This window comes from Billgrantia tianxiuensis, from assembly GCF_009834345.1.
Classification (GTDB): domain Bacteria; phylum Pseudomonadota; class Gammaproteobacteria; order Pseudomonadales; family Halomonadaceae; genus Halomonas; species Halomonas tianxiuensis.
Map to the genome: position 1 here is coordinate 2,163,092 of NZ_CP035042.1, position 15,751 is coordinate 2,178,842.

A 15,751-nucleotide genomic window follows, 5' to 3' on the forward strand; every position below is an offset into this window, starting at 1 on the left:
CTCAGCACAGCCGCGTGCCGAGCAACAGCAGCGAGGCGTCGGCGTTCTGCCAGCCCCACCACACCAGGGCCAGGGCGACACCGAGTGCCAGTAAGGCGGCAAGTTTCACCAATGGGTAATGCATCATGCCTGGGCCTCTCGGGGGACAGGGCGCTTGATCGGTGCCTCGCTGATGAACCAGTGCAGCAGCGCCGCCGCCACCGAAAGCAGGATGGCTAGCTTCCATACCACATCATAGTCGCCGTGAAGGTCGTAGAGCATGCCACCGAGCCACACGCCGGTGAACGAGCCGACCTGATGGAACAGGAAGACGATGCCGCCGAGCATGGAGAGGTGGCGCACGCCGAACACAGCGGCCACGATGCCGTTGGTCAGCGGCACCGTGGAGAGCCACAGCAGGCCGATGGCGATGCCGAACAGATAGGCGCTGGCGGGGCTCAGCGGCAGGAAGACGAAGGCCGCGATCACTGCGCCGCGGGCGAGATAGAGCCAACTGAGCAGGCGCGGCTTGGAGTAGAGCCCTCCCAGCCAGCCGGCGGCGTAGGTGCCGAAGATGTTGAACAGGCCCACCAGGGCCAGGGTAGTGCTGCCTACTTGTACGGCCAGCCCGTTATCGAACAGGTAGCCGGGCAGGTGCACACCGATGAACACCACTTGGAAGCCACACACGAAGAAACCCAGGCACAGCAGCCAGAAGCCGCGATGGCCGGCGGCCTCGTCCAGCGCCCCGCGAAGCGAGAGATCGCTGGCTTGGCGGGCCGAGGGGCGGTCCTTCAGCATGGCGCCGAGCGGTACCATCATGGCCGCCAGGGCGCCCATCGCCAGCAGCGCGGCAGACCAGCCGAGCCAGCCGAGCAGGCCCAGGGTACCCGGTAGCATGGCGAACTGGCCGAACGAGCCCGCCGCGCTGACGATACCCATGGCCATGCTGCGTTTCTCGGGTGCCACGGCGCGGCCTACGGCGCCGAGGATCACCGAGAAGGTGGTACCCGAGAGCCCCAGGCCGATCAGCAGCCCGGCGGAGAGCGACATGCCCAGCGCCGATTCGGAAAGCCCCATGAACAGCAGGCCGAGGGCATAGAGAATGCCGCCGATGGCAACCACCCGGGCCGCACCGAAGCGGTCGGCCAGAGCGCCGGTGAAGGGCTGGGCAAACCCCCAGACCAGGTTCTGCAACGCCAGGGCAAAGGCGAACACTTCGCGTCCCCAGCCCAGCTCGCTGCTCATCGGCTCGAGGAACAGGCCAAAACCATGGCGCAGCCCCATGGCCAGGGAGATGACCAGACTGCCGAGCAGGATCAGTAGCAGCGAGTGACGACGAAGGGCGTCCATGGTGACGGGCCTGTTTGCAGACTAATGAATACGGCACTATCGCGCTTTCTCAACACGCTGGCAATGTCGCCAATCGGCGACTCGACTGTTGCCGCCGTGCCACATGTGTAAAGGCAGTGTGATTCGCTATCATGAACAGTGTTCGACAACTTTGGAGATCCACCATGTCACGGCGCCTGTTGATTCCTTTCCTTCTCGTCCTTGCCGCCACGCTGGTGGCGGGTTGCAGCTACCAGCCGGCACGTATCAAGTCCGAGCCGCTGATCGTCATCGACGATGGTCGTGGCGGCCATGGCGGAAGCTTCTGTCCGCCGGGGCAGGCGAAGAAGGGCCGCTGCTGAGTCAGTGCATCGCCAAGACACACTAGACTGACCAGTTGTACCCATAACGACTTCGAACGGGAACCGAAGGGGCGTTTGGAGTTCTTGCCCAGAGAGGTGAATTGCCATGAAAACGTCCCTGCGCTTGCTCACCCTGGCTTTTCTGCCTGCCATGCTGGTTTTGGCCGGCTGTAGCTACTCGCCGGCCCGGATCACCCCGGAGCCATTGGTCGTGGTCGATGGCGGTCATCGTCATTATCACGACGACAAGCACCGCTACCGGCACCGGGATCGCTACGTCGAGCGTCATTACTACTATGACGACCGCCGCTATCGGGATCGCCATCATCACCGAGGTGGCTTCTGCCCGCCCGGCTTGAGGATGCAAGGCCGCTGCTGAATGAACCCGGTTTCCTGCCGTCGCTCGGCAGGGTAGGGTGGTAGCTTCCCTGACCGAGCGGACTCCAAGAAACCGTCATGTCTCTACTCGACCTGCGTACCTGCAACCTGGGGCAGGAGCACATCGCTCATGATCACGCGCACCATCAGTTGATTCTGGCGACCTGCGGCAGCACCGAACTCGAGGTCGCGGGCCTCGGCGATCGCGTTACCGGTGGGCGTGGCTGCCTGATTCCCTGCTCCTTTCATCACGAATACGAAGGCGATGGCTGCAATCGTACGCTGGTGCTCGATGTGCCGTTGGCTGCGGTAACGGAGATGCGTGATGGCGAGGGCCTGCAGCGTCTGTTCGAGCGCCCGCGTTTCTTCACCGTACCCGCTCGTCTCAGCCGGTTGGCCACTACCCTGATGGCTCAGTTGGAGCAGTTTCCGGCACTTCATAGCGAGATTGCCGCACTGCTGCTGCGGGCGATCTACCTGCATCTCGAGAGTGAGGCATCCGCTCCTGCGCCGGTTTCCCGGCGACGCCCCCTTGAACGAATCGACATCGGCCGCCTCGATGCCTGGATCGACCGGCACCTTGCCGAAGAGATCCGGGTCGAGCGGTTGGCGGCGCTGTGCGCACTCAGCCCAGGTCACTTCCATGCGCTGTTTCGCGAGCTGATGGGGATCACGCCGCTGGCCCACGTGCAGCAGCGTCGTCTGGAGCACGCCCGTGCCTTGGTCCGACATAGCGATCTGAGCCTGGGGCATATTGCGGCCCTGGTCGGCTTCCGTGACCAGGGTAGCTTCAGCCGGGCCTACCGCCGTCATTTCGATGGCACTCCCTCACAGGAGCGTCGCCATACCGAGGCAACTGCCGAGTCTGGGGCAAGTCTTCATGAGTTGCGGGCAAGCATTGCCCCTTCGCACGTTCTAGTCTGACGGTAAACGTCACTGCCTTGTCTGGCTTAGTACGTCAGCGTCGCGTCGCCAAGGAACCAAGATGAAACTCTTCTACCATCCTGACCAGGAGGCTCACGCTCCTGCCTCTTTCCTGGTTCGTGGCCAGCTCACCTCGTCCCCCGAGGGGCCGGTGCGTGCCGAACTGTTGGCCAAGGGCCTGGCAGCAGCGGGCCTTGCCCTGCATGAACCCGATGATGTCGATAGCCCGCGGCTGCGCAGCCGTCTGGCCCGGATCCATACCCCACGCTACCTGAGTTTCCTCGAGACCATCCACGCCCGCTGGCGTGAGATGCCGGGAGCCTCCGAGCTGGTAATGCCCAACGTGCACCCATGCGGTGGTGGGCACCACTACCCACGTCATCCGGTAGGCCAGGCGGGCTGGCACCTGCACGACATGGCGTGCCCCATCGCCGCCGGCAGCTTCCGCGGTATTCTGGCCAGCGCGGCCACCGCCCAGGCGGCAGCCGAGGCGCTGATCGGCGGACATGGCACCACCTATGCGCTGTGTCGGCCGCCGGGCCACCATGCCGGGCCGGACCGGGCGGGCGGCTTCTGCTTTCTCAATAACTCGGCGTTGGCGGCAACCGTGCTGCGCGAGCATTTCTCGCGGGTCGCAATACTCGACATCGACCTTCATCACGGTAACGGTACCCAGGACATCTTCTATTACCGGGGCGATGTCTGGACCGGCTCGCTGCATGTCGACCCGGCCGATTTCTATCCCTTCTTCTGGGGCGGGGCCAACGAGGAGGGCATGGGCGAGGGGCTGGGCGCCAACGTCAACCTGCCGCTGCCATTGGGCAGCGATGGCGTCGCCTTCCTCGAGGCGCTGGAGGTGTTGATCGCCCGCATGGAAGCGTTTCGTCCCGAGGCGGTAGTGATCGCGCTGGGATTGGACGCCCATCGCGACGATCCCCTGGCCGGCATGACGCTCGAGACCGCGAATTTCGAAGCGGTCGGCCGGCGCTTGGGCCAGCTGGCCCGGCCCGTCGTGCTGGTACAGGAGGGCGGCTATCCCACCGAGCACCTGGGCGACAACCTGGCCGTCTTCATGAATGGCTTCAGCGGCGGCTGACGTGAGGCCGCGGACGTGCAAGTATTCGCTGTTCGACCCAACTCACCTCCATCGAGAGAGACGACATGACCATTCAGTACCATCACAGCAATGCCCGCATGAGCCAGATCGCCGTGCACAACGGAACCGTCTACCTGGCCGGCCAGGTACCGAGTGACGCCACCGCCGACATGCGTGGCCAGACCGAGCAGGTCCTGGCACGTATTGACGAGCTGCTGGCCGAGGCCGGCAGCTCCAAGGAGCACCTGATCTCGGCCCAGGTGTGGGTCACCGACATGGCGGAGTTCGACCAGATGAACGCGGCCTGGGAAGCCTGGGTCGTGCCGGGCCGCCCGCCGGTGCGCGCCGCCCTCGAGGCCAAGTTGGCCAAGCCCGAATGGAAGGTCGAGATCATGGTGGTCGCGGCCCTGCCGGAGGCTTGAGATGCGCATCGTCACCGCCGCGGAAGTTGCCGGCGCGCTGCCCTGGCCGGCACTGGTCGAGCGCTTGGCACTGACGTTCCGTGAGGGCGTGGAATCACCGCCGCGCCATCATCATGCCATGCAGCGGCCCGACGGCGAGGCCACCATGCTGCTGATGCCGGCCTGGGAACGGGCCGGCTACATCGGCGTGAAGATGGTCAATGTCTTTCCGCAGAATGCCGACCATGGCCTGCCGGCCATTGCCGGTGTCTACCTGCTCAGCGAGGGCGCCCATGGGCGCCCGCTTGCCTGCCTCGATGGCAGCGAGCTGACCCGTCGTCGCACCGCGGCGGCCTCGGCCCTGGCGGCCCGCGAGCTGGCCAGGGAAGATGCCGAGACCCTGCTGGTGGTAGGCACCGGCAAGCTGGCACCCATGGTGATCGAGGCGCACGCCTCGGTGCGGCCCATCAAGCGAGTGCGAATCTGGGGCCGCAATCCGGAGAAGGCACGCCAGCTGGCCGCCGCGTATGCCGACAGGTTCGATTGTGCTGCGGTCGAGGATCTCGAGACGGCTGCCCGTGAAGCCGACCTGATCAGCTGCGTGACGCTCTCCAGCGAACCGTTGATACGCGGGGAGTGGCTCGCGCCCGGCACCCATCTCGACCTGATCGGCGCGTTTCGTCCCAGCATGCGCGAAACCGACGCCGAGTGCCTGCGCCGTGGCGAGGTATTCGTCGATACCTATGCCGGCGCCCGGGGCGAGGCGGGCGACATTCTCCAGGCGATCGATGAAGGCGCGTTCGCTTTCGACGACATTGTCGCCGAACTGGCGGAGCTGCTGCGTGGCGAGAAGCCCGGGCGCAGCTCGAACGCTGCCATCACCGTATTCAAGTCGGTCGGCGCCTCGCTGGAAGATCTGGGGGCGGCCATCGAAGTCTGGGAACAGTTGGAGAAGCCTGCATGAAGGAGAAGCGTCGAACAGGCTTTTTCTGGCACGAGCGCTGCTTCTGGCATGATCCTGGCGCCATCGGCGTATTCTCGGCGCCCGGTGAGTTCCTGCAGCCACAGCCCGCCTCGGAAAGCCCCGAGAGCAAGCGCCGGCTGAAGAACCTGCTCGAGGTATCGGGCCTGATCGACGAGCTCGACGTGCGCAAGGCGCCGCCGGCAAGCCGCGAGGATCTGGCGCGGTTTCATACCGGGCGCTACCTGGACGAACTCGAGGAGGGTGCCCTGACCCGGGGCGGCGATGCCGGTGAATGCGCACCCTACACGCCGGGCAGCCTGGCAGCGGCGAAACAATCGGCGGGCCTGGCAATCGCTGCGGTGGAGGCGGTGGCCAGCGGTGAGCTACCCAACGCCTATGCCCTGTGCCGGCCGCCGGGTCACCATGCCGAAGCCGATCGCGGGCGCGGTTTCTGCCTGCTCGGCAACGTTCCGGTAGCTGTGATGCGAGCCCGGGCGCTGGGTCATGCCCGGCGCATAGCGATTCTCGACTGGGACGTACACCACGGCAACGGCCAGCAGGACGCCTTCTATGACGACCCCGACGTGCTGACCGTGTCGATTCACCAGGCCGGCAATTATCCGTTGGACAGCGGCTTCTTCGAGGAGCTGGGCGAAGGGGCGGGGCATGGTGCCAACCTCAACCTGCCGATGCCTCCCGGCAGCGGCATCGGCGCCTATCGCTACGCCATGCAGGAGCTGGTGCTGCCCGCCATCGGCGGCTTCGCTCCCGACCTCATCGTGGTGGCCTGCGGCTATGACGCCTGCGGCAAGGACCCGCTGGGCAAGATGATGCTCAACAGCTCGGCCTTCGCCGCCATGACCCAGCAGCTCAAGGCCCTGGCCGAGCGCATCAGCGACGGCAAGCTGGTCATGATCCACGAGGGCGGCTATTCCGAGGGCTACGTGCCGATGTGCGGCCATGCGGTGATTCAGCAGCTGGCCGGCAGTCGCACCCAGGTACCCGACCCCCAGAACGACGAGATTGCCGCTTGGGCCTACCAATCGTTGCAACCTCACCAGCGTGCCCTGATCGATGGCTGGCGTGACCAGTGGCTGCGCGTTGCTCCACTCTGAACCGATAGAGGAAGACATGACTCCACTCTACGATAGAGATGGCTGGCTATGGCTGGACGGCGAGTGGCAGCCATGGCGCGAGGCCCAGACCCACCTGCTGACTCACACCCTGCACTACGGCATGGGCTGCTTCGAGGGCGTGCGCGCCTATGCCGGAGAGCAGGGAACGCACCTGTTTCGCGTTGCCGAGCATACCCGGCGCCTGCTCGACAGTGCCCATGCGCTGGACATCCCGGTCGCCTTCGACGAAGCGGAGCTGATCGAGGCCCAGCGGCAATGCCTGGTACGCAACGAGCTGCGTAACGCTTATCTCAAGCCTACTGTGTTCTTTGGCGCCGAAGGGCTTGGACTGCGGGCCAAAGATCTTTCCGTGCACGTGATGATCGCTGCCTGGAACCTTGGCGACTACATCTCAGCGGAAGCGGCTTCGCTCGGCCTGCGGGCGCTGACCTCTTCCTGGGCACGCCACCACGTCAACATCAGCCTGTGCCGGGCCAAGACCAACGGCCACTACGTCAACTCCATGCTGGCGCTCAACACTGCCGTGAAGGCGGGCTTCGACGAGACGATCATGCTCGACCCCGAGGGCTACGTGGCCGAAGCATCCGCGGCGAACGTATTCCTGCTGCGCGACGGTGTGCTGCATACGCCGGAGGTTACCTCCTGCCTGCAGGGCATCACCCGCGACAGCGTGATTCAACTGGCACGCGATGTACTGGGCATCGAGGTGAGGGAGCGGCGCGTCACTCGCGACGAGCTGTATACCGCCGATGAAGCCTTCGTCACCGGCACCGCCGCTGAGATCCTGCCGCTGCGGGAGCTCGACGGAAGGCATGTCGGCGCGCGTGCCGGTGCACCCCTTCCGGCACAGCCGATCGCCGAGGATTCGGTCACGGCCCAGCTACAGGGTCTGTATCGAAGGGTCACCCGCGCCGAGCTGGATGACGGGCTGCATGTATTCGCGCCATGGCTGACGCCGGTCTAAGCCGTTTGTCTGGTCGGGTCCCGCCGCTCCGAGACACGCATCGCCTTGCATAGCTGCTAATATGGCCGCACCTCGGAGATAGTGGGATGAAATGGCTCAGACAATCGTAGGATTCTCGTTTAGTGTGCTGTTGGCGTTGGCCATGGCTTGGGGGGCTGCCGCACTGTGGTTTCGCTTGCCATGGTCGCGGAACAAGCGACGCCTGGCCGTGGCCTGTTGGGGAATTCTCGCCCTGGGGCTGTTGCTATTGGGGTTGCACGGGGAGTGGCTGGCGAACGCTACCCAACTGCTGCTGGTGAGCGCGCTCTTGACCTGGTGGTTTCGTTTGCAGCCCACCCACGATCGGCCCTGGTCCGATGACGTGGCCTACCTGGCCACCGGTGAGGTTCGGGACAACCAACTGACGCTGCATCACGTTCGCGACTTCGACTGGCGTACTCGCGACGAGGCCGAGGTGAGCTGGGAAGCGCGCAGCTACGATCTGGATCGCCTCGATTCGGTCGACATGATCGTATCCAGTTGGGGCCGCCCCGGGGTCGCCCATGTGATGATCTCGTTCGGCTTCGAAGGGGAGCGGTTCGTGGTTTTCTCGGTGGAGGTAAGACGCCTGAAGGGCGAGCGCTTCTCCGAGATTGGCGGTTTCTTCCGCCAATACGAGCTCGCCATCGTGGCGGCCGACGAGCGCGACGCGGTGGGCCTGCGCGCCAAGGTCCGCGGTGAACGGGTTTCACTGTTCCGCCTGACCATGTCGCGTAATGCCATGCGTTCGCTGCTGCTTGCCTACGTAGAGGAGGCCAATGCGCTGGCCGAATCCCCACGTTTCTACAATACCATTACCGCCAATTGCACCACGCTGATCTTCGCCATGGCACGGGAAATCGGGGCCCGCCTACCGCTGGACTACCGCCTGCTGGTGACTGACAGGTTGCCGGGATATGCGTTCAAGGTCGGTGGGCTGTGGCCTGGTTATACGTTGCCCGAGCTGGAGGCGAGCGGAAGAATCGACGAGCAGGCGCGCCAGGTGCATCGCGACCCCGCATACTCCCGACTCATCCGCCGGAGCGTGCCGGGTTGGGCGCCATCCGAGGAACGGCAACTAGCCCGAAACAGCTAGTCCGAACCGCTAGCTCGAAACCGCTAGCCACAAACAAAGAGCGCCACGGGCACGAGGCCTCGTGGCGCATGTCTCCCTGGGCATGGTCCATCATGCCGACTTTCCTGCACCGGCTTCCTGCCCGGTCGCATCCGTGTCGCAGCTCGACAGTATCCCTTGTCTTTCCCCCTGCCGGGGCATGAGCCTTTATCTCATCGACAAGTGACATCGCCGTGACGGCGCGGTGATAAAAGGTCGATAAAGGCATATCGAAGCCTAGTCGCCCGTGGCGGATTCTTCCAGCGAGCGAAGCAGGCCCCGCAGCAGCGACAGCTCCTTGCGATTGGGCTGAGCCCGGGCGAACAACGCTTGCAGCTGGGCCTCGGTGCGCGCATGGGGCTGGGTCAGGAAACCGCTGGCCTGCATCACCCGGCTCAGGTGGGCGTGGAAGTGGTCGAGCTGCTCTCGGGTCGGCTGGCGCTCCTCGGCCGGCCGCGAGTGGCGAAACTCGCTTTCGGGACGTAGGCGCCAAGCCTTGAACGTTTCGTAGGCGAGCACCTGAACCGCCTGGGAGAGATTGAGGATGCCGTAATCGGGATTGGCCGGGATGCTGACCTGATGGCTGCAACAGCGAATCTCGTCATTGGTCAGGCCGAAGCGCTCGCGACCGAACACCAGGGCTACCGGATCGTCTGCCGCATGGGAGACGAGTTCACGGGCCATTGCCTCGGGTTCATCGAAGTGGGGCAGGGGCAGGCTGCGCAGCCGGGCGCTGGCCCCCACCACCTGTACGCAGTCGGCTACCGCCTCTTCCAGCGAGGTCACTACTCGGGCACCGTCGACCACGTCCTCGGCGCCTGCGGCCAGACGCGAAGCCTCGCTATCGGGATAGCAGCGTGGGTTGACCAGCACCAGGTCGGTCAGGCCCATGGTCTTCATGGCCCGTGCCGAGGCACCGATGTTGCCGGGGTGGTAGGTCTGGACGAGGACGATACGTATGTTCGATAGCATCTGGACGTTCTGTGCCGGGAAACGGTGGGTAGTGTACTTTGGGCTACGGGCTACGGGCTACGGGCTACGGGCTACGGGCTACGGGCTACGGGCTACGGGCTACGGGCGGCAGCAGGAAGCGTAAGCCGCAGGGTGCGGAAATCGCAAGGTAAGGTACCCTCCGGCCAAACAAAACCCCTGCCGGTTTCCCGGCAGGGGTTGAGTCAGGCGGGTGCCTGGAGTTGGTCAGGGCCGGCTTACATCATGCCGCCCATGCCACCCATTCCACCCATGCCGCCCATGTCCGGGCCGCCTTCCTTCTCTTCCGGATCGTCGGCGATCATGCACTCGGTGGTGATCATGAGGCCAGCCACGGAACCGGCGGACTGCAGCGCAGTACGGGTCACCTTGGCCGGATCCAGCACACCCATCTCGAACAGGTCGCCGAACTCGCCAGTCTGGGCGTTGTAGCCGAAGTTGCCCTGGCCAGCCTTCACCTCGTTGAGGATCACGGAGGCTTCCTGACCGGCGTTGGTCACGATCTGACGCAGCGGGGACTCCATGGCGCGCAGCGCGATGGCGATACCGTGGGTCTGGTCCTCGTTCTCGCCCTTGAGGTCCTTGATCTTGGTCAGCACGCGCACCAGGGCGGTACCGCCGCCAGGCACCACGCCTTCCTCGACCGCAGCGCGAGTGGAGTGCAGGGCGTCTTCGACGCGGGCCTTCTTCTCCTTCATCTCGACTTCGGTGGCAGCACCGACGCGGATGACGGCAACACCGCCAGCCAGCTTGGCGACGCGCTCCTGCAGCTTCTCGCGGTCGTAGTCGGAAGAGGTCTCTTCGATCTGCGCGCGGATCTGGTTGACGCGGGCCTCGATGTCGCCCTCGTTACCGGCGCCATCGATGATGGTGGTGTTCTCCTTGGACATGGTGATGCGCTTGGCGCTGCCCAGGTGATCCAGGTTGGCCTGCTCCAGGGTCAGACCCACTTCCTCGGAGATCACGGTGCCGTTGGTCAGGATGGCGATATCTTGCAGCATGGCCTTGCGACGGTCGCCGAAGCCGGGCGCCTTGGCGGCTGCGACCTTGACGATGCCGCGCATGTTGTTGACCACCAGGGTGGCCAGGGCCTCGCCTTCGATGTCCTCGGCGATGATTGCCAGCGGCTTGCCGGACTTGGCGACGGCTTCCAGCACCGGCAGCAGTTCGCGGATGTTGGAGATCTTCTTGTCGACCAGCAGCAGGTAGGGGTCTTCCAGCTCGACCGCCATGGTGTCCTGGTTGGTCACGAAGTAGGGCGACAGGTAGCCGCGGTCGAACTGCATGCCTTCGACGACTTCCAGTTCGTCCTCGAAGCCACGGCCTTCGTCGACGGTGATGACGCCTTCCTTGCCAACTTTCTCCATGGCTTCGGCGATGATTTCACCGATGCGCTTGTCGCCGTTGGCGGAGATGGTGCCGACCTGGGCGATGGCCTTGGAGTCGGTGCAGGGCACGGCCAGGGCTTCGATTTCCTTGACCGCAGCGACGACGGCCTGGTCGATGCCGCGCTTCAGGTCCATCGGGTTCATGCCGGCGGTCACGCCTTTCATGCCCTCGGTAACGATGGACTGGGCCAGGACGGTGGCGGTGGTGGTGCCGTCACCGGCGACGTCGGAAGTCTTGGAAGCGACTTCCTTGACCATCTGGGCGCCCATGTTCTCGAACTTGTCCTTCAGCTCGATCTCCTTGGCCACGGAGACGCCGTCCTTGGTGACGGTCGGGGCGCCGAAGGACTTCTCCAGCACCACGTTGCGGCCCTTGGGACCCAGGGTGGCTTTCACGGCGTTGGCCAGAATGTCAACGCCACGGGCCATGCGCTTGCGGGCGTCATCGGAGAATTTGACTTGTTTCGCTGCCATTTTTCGTTACTTCCTGTGAGTTCGTGAACGTCTTATGGGAACGGAGTAAATTCGCGGCGTGCTTAGCCTTCGACCACGGCGAGAATATCGGACTCGCTCATGATCAGGACTTCCTCGCCATCGATCTTCTGCTTCTCGACGCCAAAGCCTTCTTTGAAGATCACGGTGTCGCCGACCTTGACGTCCAGGGGACGGACGTCACCGTTGTCGAGAATCCGGCCGTTACCGACGGCGAGGATTTCGCCACGAGTCGGCTTTTCCTGGGCGTTGCCCGGAAGCACGATGCCGCCAGCGGTTTTCTGCTCTTCTTCAACGCGACGGATGACGACGCGATCGTGCAAGGGACGGATGTTCATTGCTCACGTTCTCCTGATGGTCAGTGGTGCCATGCGAGCATGGCGGTTTCATCATCGCCTTCCGGTTGGCCCGGAAGGTGGAGGCGAGGACGCCTTCCTGGTCAAAGGCGCCGAGCGTTGCTCGGCACCGTAGCCTGGTGCTGACCGTGAAATGGGGCCGGGCAAAACCCTTTCAAGGGCCAGCAGTAAAAAAATTTCACCGCACAGCGCAGACGCCAGCGGTCGGTTACCGGCGCGGTTCGTCACGACCGATGAAATCGCCTTCCAGCGGTTCCCCGTGTTCGCTGGTGCGCTGGCCTCCGGAGCCCTCCCGTGCGTGAGATTCTTCCTGGTTCCAGTCATTGCCCTGGTGCCTATCCCGGGAGGGGCCCCGGTAGGCCATGCCAAGCAGGCGAAGATTCGCCAGCGCCAATAGACGGGCCAGCAGCCGACGTGCGCCGGGCACGACACACAGCAGGCCGAGCGCATCGGAAAGGAAGCCGGGAGCGAGCATCAGGGCACCGCCGAAGATCAGTGCCGCGCCGGTCAGCAATTCGCTCGAGGGGAGTTCGCCCTGTGCCATGCGCTGTCGAGCGCGAGCCAACGTGGCGGTGCCTTCCTGGCGGATCAGGTAGAGCCCTATGAACCCGGTAGTGAGTACCAGGACCAGAGTGGGCAGGAGACCGATTTGGCTGCCAACGGAAAAGAGCACGATGAAGTCGAGCAGGGTGAAAAGCGAGATGAAGAACAGTAACGGCATGACGGCTCCGGAAATGACGGTTCGTTCATCATGGGGGCGAGAGGGGGAAATTCAAGCGGCGAGTCACTCCGATAGAAGTTCGTGATACGCTTGTGTTGCGTTGCACAAAAAATCGTCTCCGGCGCTAAAGTCGATTGAGACTTGTGCCGAATAAATGAGGGACGAGGCCGGTGAAGAAGAGGCTGGGCGGTATCCGGGCCCGCATCTTCCGATTATCACTCTATTGGGGACTGCGAATGAAACTGGACAAGAGCGTAATAGCCATTACCGGCGGAGCCCGCGGCCTTGGTTTTGCCATGGCGCGTCGCTTGGGTCGCCAGGGTGCCACGCTGGCACTGATGGACCTGGATACCGATGCGTTGGACAAGGCTGTCTCCACGCTGCATGCGGAAGGCATCGAGGCAGGCGCGTTCCGGCTCAACGTGGCGGATGAAACATCCGTGAAGCAGGCCTTTGGCGACGTGGCTGCGTCGCTTGGGCCGGTTGCAGGCTTGGTCAACAACGCCGGCATCCTGCGCGATGCCCTGCTGGTGAAGGCCAAGGACGGCAAGGTGGAAAAGACCATGTCGCTCGAACAGTGGCAATCGGTCATCGACGTCAACCTCACCGGGGTCTTCCTGTGCGGCCGTGAGGCGGCCAGCCAGATGGTCGAGGCTAATCAGGGTGGCGTCATCGTCAATATCTCGAGCATCTCCCGCGCCGGCAACATGGGGCAGAGCAACTACGCAGCCGCCAAGGCCGCCGTGGTCGCGCTCACCACGACCTGGGCCAAGGAGCTGGCACGTTACGGGATTCGTGTAGGGGCGGTGGCGCCGGGCTTCATCGAGACCGACATGACCGCTTCGATGCGTGAGGACATGCTCGAGAAGCTGACGGCGGGCGTGCCGCTCAAGCGCTTGGGCGATCCGGACCACATTGCCCAGAGCGTGGCCTTCATCTTCGAGAACGATTACTTCACTGGCCGCGTGATCGAATGTGACGGAGGGCTGCGCCTGTAGACAGGAGACAGGTTCCAGCAACAGAGAAAAACCCCTGCCATGCCGATGACAACGAGGCCAGCGAAATGCCGGCCTCGTTGTGTTTTGCCTGGACCTCTCCAGAAAGCGACCTGATCGCTACTGGAAAGTGACCTGATCGCGGAAACTGTCCACGGTGGCCGGCCCGATACCGCTGACCTGGGTCAGGTCGTCGGCGCTCTCGAAATTGCCGTTGGCTTCGCGGTACTCGATGATCGCCTGGGCCCGGCTCGGGCCGACACCCGGCAGTTCGGTGAGCAATTCCGCATCGGCGGTGTTGACGTTGATCGGTGCCACATCCTGAGCCATGGCCAGTGAGCCGAAACTCAGTGCCAGCGCCAGCAAGGTTGCCTTGATGACTCCCTTCATTCCGTAAATCCCCTTTGTGATGATTTGCTTAGCGGTGCGAGAGACACGCGTCGTCTCGCTTTTTCAAGCTAAACGAATCCGGGGGGCGAGAGGATAGGTATATCGCCTTTTTCTATGTAAGAAAAAGCCGATGGTTTGCCGCAGTGATTCGCCCGGCGGCTTGTGAGCCTATCGTGACAGGGGAGAGCGAGACGGGTGGAAAAAGCGCCCGGTACCATGACGGACCGGGCGATTGATATCGGTCAGTGGCTCTCGTCGGCGACCTTGTCGGTACGCGCGGCGAGAATGAAGTCATTCTTGTGCAGGCCCTTCATCTCGTGCGACCACCAGGTCACGGTGACCTTGCCCCATTCGGTCAGCAGGGCGGGGTGGTGCCCAGCTTCCTCGGCGATGTCACCGACGCGGTTGGTGAAGGCCAGCGCCTGCTTGAAGTTGCGAAACTTGAACACGCGCTCGAGCTGCTTGATGCCGTCGCGCTCGACCAGGCTCCAGTCGGGGATGTCCTGCTGGAGCGTTTCGATCTCGTCATCGCTGACGTGGGGGCGTCCCAGCTGCATGCTTCACATTGCTGCTCGGATAGTTGGCTCATTCTCGTTCCTCATTGGGGTGTTGTTGGTTTCGGTCGGGGTATGATCGTTGTGTTCAGGCTTTTGCCTTTGCGGCTTTTGGGGCCGGTTCGAAGCGGGGTTCGTGCAGGCCCAGTTCCATGGCCCGGTGCACCATGCCCATGATGTCCTGCTGGGAAAGCTCGTGCAGGGTGGAGAGATCGTCAAGCACGTAGTAGAGCGGCTGCAGGATGTCGATTCGATAGGGCGTGCGCAGGGCCTCGATTGGGTCGAACGGCATATGCACGGGCACGTCCGACAACGCATGCAGGGTCTCCTTGGGCGAGGAGATGATGCCGCCGCCATAGATGCGCCGTCCGACCGGGGTGTCCACCAGGCCGAACTCCACGGTCATCCAGTAGAGCCGCGCCAGGTAGACCCGCTCCTTGGGCTCGGCGGCAAGGCCGAGGCGACCATAAGTGGCGGTGAATTCGGCGAAGGCCGGATTGGTGAGCATCGGGCAATGGCCGAAGATCTCGTGGAAAATATCCGGCTCCTTGAGATAGTCGAGCTCCTCCGGGGTGCGAATGAAGGTGGCCACCGGAAAGCGCCGGTTGGCCAGCAGCTCGAAGAAGGTATCGAAAGGTATCAACGCTGGAACCTGGGCCGTGCGCCAGCCGGTGGCGGCGTGGAGCACGCGGTCGATATCGACGAGTTGTGGGATACGATCCTCGGGCAGGGCCAGTCGCTCGAGGCCGTCGAGATACTCCTGGCAGACGCGTCCCTCCAGCATGCCGAGCTGACGCTGCATCAGCGTGTGCCAGGTGGCGTTGTCCTGTTCGGGCCAGTCGATGAAGCCGCTGTCGTCGGGTAGTCGCGCACGATAGCCGGTCTTGCTGGCCACGTCGCTGAGGGTCGGATGGGATGACGTCATGGCTGTCTCCGGTCGGCGAATCTTGTGTTTGTCCTGTGAGCCTTTGACCCGAGTCTATGTGTCTTGATGCCCAGGATGATGCGTCCCGAAACGTGTATCAGGCAGCGGGTGATGCGGTAGGCGTAAAGAAAACCTGACGACTTCTCGTGCGTCCTTGCCTGTTCCTGTCGAACCGAGGCTCGCGCGAGTTTGAGTCGACCGAGGTGTCACGTTATCTTTACAGCCGAGTCACGTCGTCTTGACGTCATTTTCGGCTTGCCTGGCCTGCCGAT

The 15,751-nt window shown here is 63.7% G+C and carries 18 protein-coding genes and 1 pseudogene; 10 read left to right on the forward strand and 9 right to left on the reverse strand.

Annotated features, from left to right (window positions below; translation table 11 throughout):
* Position 1 precedes the first annotated feature (1 nt).
* Both EKK97_RS25395 and EKK97_RS10100 read right to left on the reverse strand, forming a co-directional pair.
* The gene (locus EKK97_RS25395; protein ID WP_267963961.1) at positions 2-127 is read right to left on the reverse strand and encodes a hypothetical protein; all 126 of its coding nucleotides are present in this window, start codon (positions 125-127) and stop codon (positions 2-4) included.
* Positions 124-1,332 (reverse strand): MFS transporter, encoded by a 1,209-nt coding sequence (locus EKK97_RS10100; protein ID WP_159551589.1) that lies wholly within the window; start codon positions 1,330-1,332, stop codon positions 124-126. Before EKK97_RS10100 ends, EKK97_RS25395 begins: the two co-directional genes overlap by 4 nt.
* Positions 1,333-1,496: 164 nt before the next feature.
* Here EKK97_RS10100 and EKK97_RS23750 point away from each other — a divergent pair, with 164 nt between their 5' ends.
* The 9 genes from EKK97_RS23750 to EKK97_RS10140 all read left to right on the forward strand — a co-directional run bounded on the left by EKK97_RS23750 (position 1,497) and on the right by EKK97_RS10140 (position 8,650).
* Positions 1,497-1,673: a YajG family lipoprotein gene (locus EKK97_RS23750; protein WP_201297067.1), complete on the forward strand. Its 177-nt coding sequence runs from the start codon at positions 1,497-1,499 to the stop codon at positions 1,671-1,673.
* Between the two features lie 106 nt (positions 1,674-1,779).
* On the forward strand, positions 1,780-2,052 hold the full coding sequence (locus tag EKK97_RS10105; RefSeq protein ID WP_159551591.1) for a hypothetical protein: 273 nt from the start codon (positions 1,780-1,782) through the stop codon (positions 2,050-2,052).
* Between the two features lie 77 nt (positions 2,053-2,129).
* Positions 2,130-2,975 carry a helix-turn-helix domain-containing protein gene (locus EKK97_RS10110; RefSeq protein WP_159551593.1) on the forward strand — a complete coding sequence of 282 codons (846 nt, stop codon included), beginning with the start codon at positions 2,130-2,132 and terminating at the stop codon, positions 2,973-2,975.
* A 61-nt stretch (positions 2,976-3,036) separates the two neighbouring features.
* A complete protein-coding gene (locus EKK97_RS10115) occupies positions 3,037-4,071 on the forward strand; it encodes a histone deacetylase family protein (protein ID WP_159551595.1) in 1,035 nt (344 codons plus the stop codon).
* 65 nt (positions 4,072-4,136) lie between these two features.
* Positions 4,137-4,493, forward strand: a complete 357-nt coding sequence (locus tag EKK97_RS10120; RefSeq protein WP_159551597.1) for a RidA family protein — start codon at positions 4,137-4,139, stop codon at positions 4,491-4,493.
* 1 nt (position 4,494) lies between these two features.
* Positions 4,495-5,436 carry a bifunctional Delta(1)-pyrroline-2-carboxylate/Delta(1)-piperideine-2-carboxylate reductase gene (gene lhpI / locus EKK97_RS10125; RefSeq protein ID WP_159551599.1) on the forward strand — a complete coding sequence of 314 codons (942 nt, stop codon included), beginning with the start codon at positions 4,495-4,497 and terminating at the stop codon, positions 5,434-5,436.
* Positions 5,433-6,551 (forward strand): class II histone deacetylase, encoded by a 1,119-nt coding sequence (locus tag EKK97_RS10130; protein ID WP_159551601.1) that lies wholly within the window; start codon positions 5,433-5,435, stop codon positions 6,549-6,551. Before lhpI ends, EKK97_RS10130 begins: the two co-directional genes overlap by 4 nt.
* A gap of 16 nt (positions 6,552-6,567) precedes the next feature.
* A complete protein-coding gene (locus tag EKK97_RS10135; protein ID WP_159551603.1) occupies positions 6,568-7,536 on the forward strand; it encodes a branched-chain amino acid transaminase in 969 nt (322 codons plus the stop codon).
* Positions 7,537-7,627: 91 nt separating this feature from the next.
* The gene (locus EKK97_RS10140) at positions 7,628-8,650 is read left to right on the forward strand and encodes an Lnb N-terminal periplasmic domain-containing protein (protein WP_159551605.1); all 1,023 of its coding nucleotides are present in this window, start codon (positions 7,628-7,630) and stop codon (positions 8,648-8,650) included.
* Between the two features lie 255 nt (positions 8,651-8,905).
* Here the strand turns inward: EKK97_RS10140 and EKK97_RS10145 are convergent, their stop codons facing one another.
* The 4 genes from EKK97_RS10145 to EKK97_RS10160 form a co-directional block, all read right to left on the reverse strand.
* On the reverse strand, positions 8,906-9,640 hold the full coding sequence (locus tag EKK97_RS10145; RefSeq protein ID WP_159551607.1) for an RNA methyltransferase: 735 nt from the start codon (positions 9,638-9,640) through the stop codon (positions 8,906-8,908).
* Between the two features lie 236 nt (positions 9,641-9,876).
* Positions 9,877-11,520: a chaperonin GroEL gene (gene groL, locus EKK97_RS10150; protein ID WP_159551609.1), complete on the reverse strand. Its 1,644-nt coding sequence runs from the start codon at positions 11,518-11,520 to the stop codon at positions 9,877-9,879.
* 62 nt (positions 11,521-11,582) lie between these two features.
* A complete protein-coding gene (locus EKK97_RS10155; protein ID WP_071941560.1) occupies positions 11,583-11,876 on the reverse strand; it encodes a co-chaperone GroES in 294 nt (97 codons plus the stop codon).
* A gap of 226 nt (positions 11,877-12,102) precedes the next feature.
* Positions 12,103-12,615: an FxsA family protein gene (locus EKK97_RS10160; protein WP_159551611.1), complete on the reverse strand. Its 513-nt coding sequence runs from the start codon at positions 12,613-12,615 to the stop codon at positions 12,103-12,105.
* Between the two features lie 236 nt (positions 12,616-12,851).
* Here EKK97_RS10160 and EKK97_RS10165 point away from each other — a divergent pair, with 236 nt between their 5' ends.
* A complete protein-coding gene (locus EKK97_RS10165; RefSeq protein WP_159551613.1) occupies positions 12,852-13,613 on the forward strand; it encodes an SDR family oxidoreductase in 762 nt (253 codons plus the stop codon).
* A 117-nt stretch (positions 13,614-13,730) separates the two neighbouring features.
* Here the strand turns inward: EKK97_RS10165 and EKK97_RS10170 are convergent, their stop codons facing one another.
* From EKK97_RS10170 to phhA, 3 genes and pseudogenes are all read right to left on the reverse strand, one after another.
* On the reverse strand, positions 13,731-14,000 hold the full coding sequence (locus tag EKK97_RS10170) for a ComEA family DNA-binding protein (RefSeq protein WP_159551615.1): 270 nt from the start codon (positions 13,998-14,000) through the stop codon (positions 13,731-13,733).
* Between the two features lie 242 nt (positions 14,001-14,242).
* Positions 14,243-14,589: pseudogene (locus EKK97_RS10175) on the reverse strand (4a-hydroxytetrahydrobiopterin dehydratase).
* 53 nt (positions 14,590-14,642) lie between these two features.
* Positions 14,643-15,479: a phenylalanine 4-monooxygenase gene (gene phhA / locus EKK97_RS10180; protein ID WP_159551617.1), complete on the reverse strand. Its 837-nt coding sequence runs from the start codon at positions 15,477-15,479 to the stop codon at positions 14,643-14,645.
* Positions 15,480-15,751 lie beyond the last annotated feature (272 nt).

What these genes read in the sequence shown, in the direction of transcription:
- lhpI (WP_159551599.1), top strand. Translation starts at nt 4,495, where the DNA reads ATGCGCATCGTCACCGCCGCGGAAGTTGCCGGCGCGCTGCCCTGGCCG.
- EKK97_RS10165 (WP_159551613.1), top strand. Translation starts at nt 12,852, where the DNA reads ATGAAACTGGACAAGAGCGTAATAGCCATTACCGGCGGAGCCCGCGGC.
- EKK97_RS10115 (WP_159551595.1), top strand. Translation starts at nt 3,037, where the DNA reads ATGAAACTCTTCTACCATCCTGACCAGGAGGCTCACGCTCCTGCCTCT.
- EKK97_RS10135 (WP_159551603.1), top strand. Translation starts at nt 6,568, where the DNA reads ATGACTCCACTCTACGATAGAGATGGCTGGCTATGGCTGGACGGCGAG.
- EKK97_RS10100 (WP_159551589.1), bottom strand. Translation starts at nt 1,332, where the DNA reads ATGGACGCCCTTCGTCGTCACTCGCTGCTACTGATCCTGCTCGGCAGT.
- EKK97_RS10130 (WP_159551601.1), top strand. Translation starts at nt 5,433, where the DNA reads ATGAAGGAGAAGCGTCGAACAGGCTTTTTCTGGCACGAGCGCTGCTTC.
- EKK97_RS10155 (WP_071941560.1), bottom strand. Translation starts at nt 11,876, where the DNA reads ATGAACATCCGTCCCTTGCACGATCGCGTCGTCATCCGTCGCGTTGAA.
- EKK97_RS10160 (WP_159551611.1), bottom strand. Translation starts at nt 12,615, where the DNA reads ATGCCGTTACTGTTCTTCATCTCGCTTTTCACCCTGCTCGACTTCATC.
- EKK97_RS10110 (WP_159551593.1), top strand. Translation starts at nt 2,130, where the DNA reads ATGTCTCTACTCGACCTGCGTACCTGCAACCTGGGGCAGGAGCACATC.
- EKK97_RS25395 (WP_267963961.1), bottom strand. Translation starts at nt 127, where the DNA reads ATGATGCATTACCCATTGGTGAAACTTGCCGCCTTACTGGCACTCGGT.
- EKK97_RS10170 (WP_159551615.1), bottom strand. Translation starts at nt 14,000, where the DNA reads ATGAAGGGAGTCATCAAGGCAACCTTGCTGGCGCTGGCACTGAGTTTC.
- groL (WP_159551609.1), bottom strand. Translation starts at nt 11,520, where the DNA reads ATGGCAGCGAAACAAGTCAAATTCTCCGATGACGCCCGCAAGCGCATG.
- EKK97_RS10145 (WP_159551607.1), bottom strand. Translation starts at nt 9,640, where the DNA reads ATGCTATCGAACATACGTATCGTCCTCGTCCAGACCTACCACCCCGGC.
- phhA (WP_159551617.1), bottom strand. Translation starts at nt 15,479, where the DNA reads ATGACGTCATCCCATCCGACCCTCAGCGACGTGGCCAGCAAGACCGGC.
- EKK97_RS10105 (WP_159551591.1), top strand. Translation starts at nt 1,780, where the DNA reads ATGAAAACGTCCCTGCGCTTGCTCACCCTGGCTTTTCTGCCTGCCATG.
- EKK97_RS10140 (WP_159551605.1), top strand. Translation starts at nt 7,628, where the DNA reads ATGGCTCAGACAATCGTAGGATTCTCGTTTAGTGTGCTGTTGGCGTTG.
- EKK97_RS23750 (WP_201297067.1), top strand. Translation starts at nt 1,497, where the DNA reads ATGTCACGGCGCCTGTTGATTCCTTTCCTTCTCGTCCTTGCCGCCACG.
- EKK97_RS10120 (WP_159551597.1), top strand. Translation starts at nt 4,137, where the DNA reads ATGACCATTCAGTACCATCACAGCAATGCCCGCATGAGCCAGATCGCC.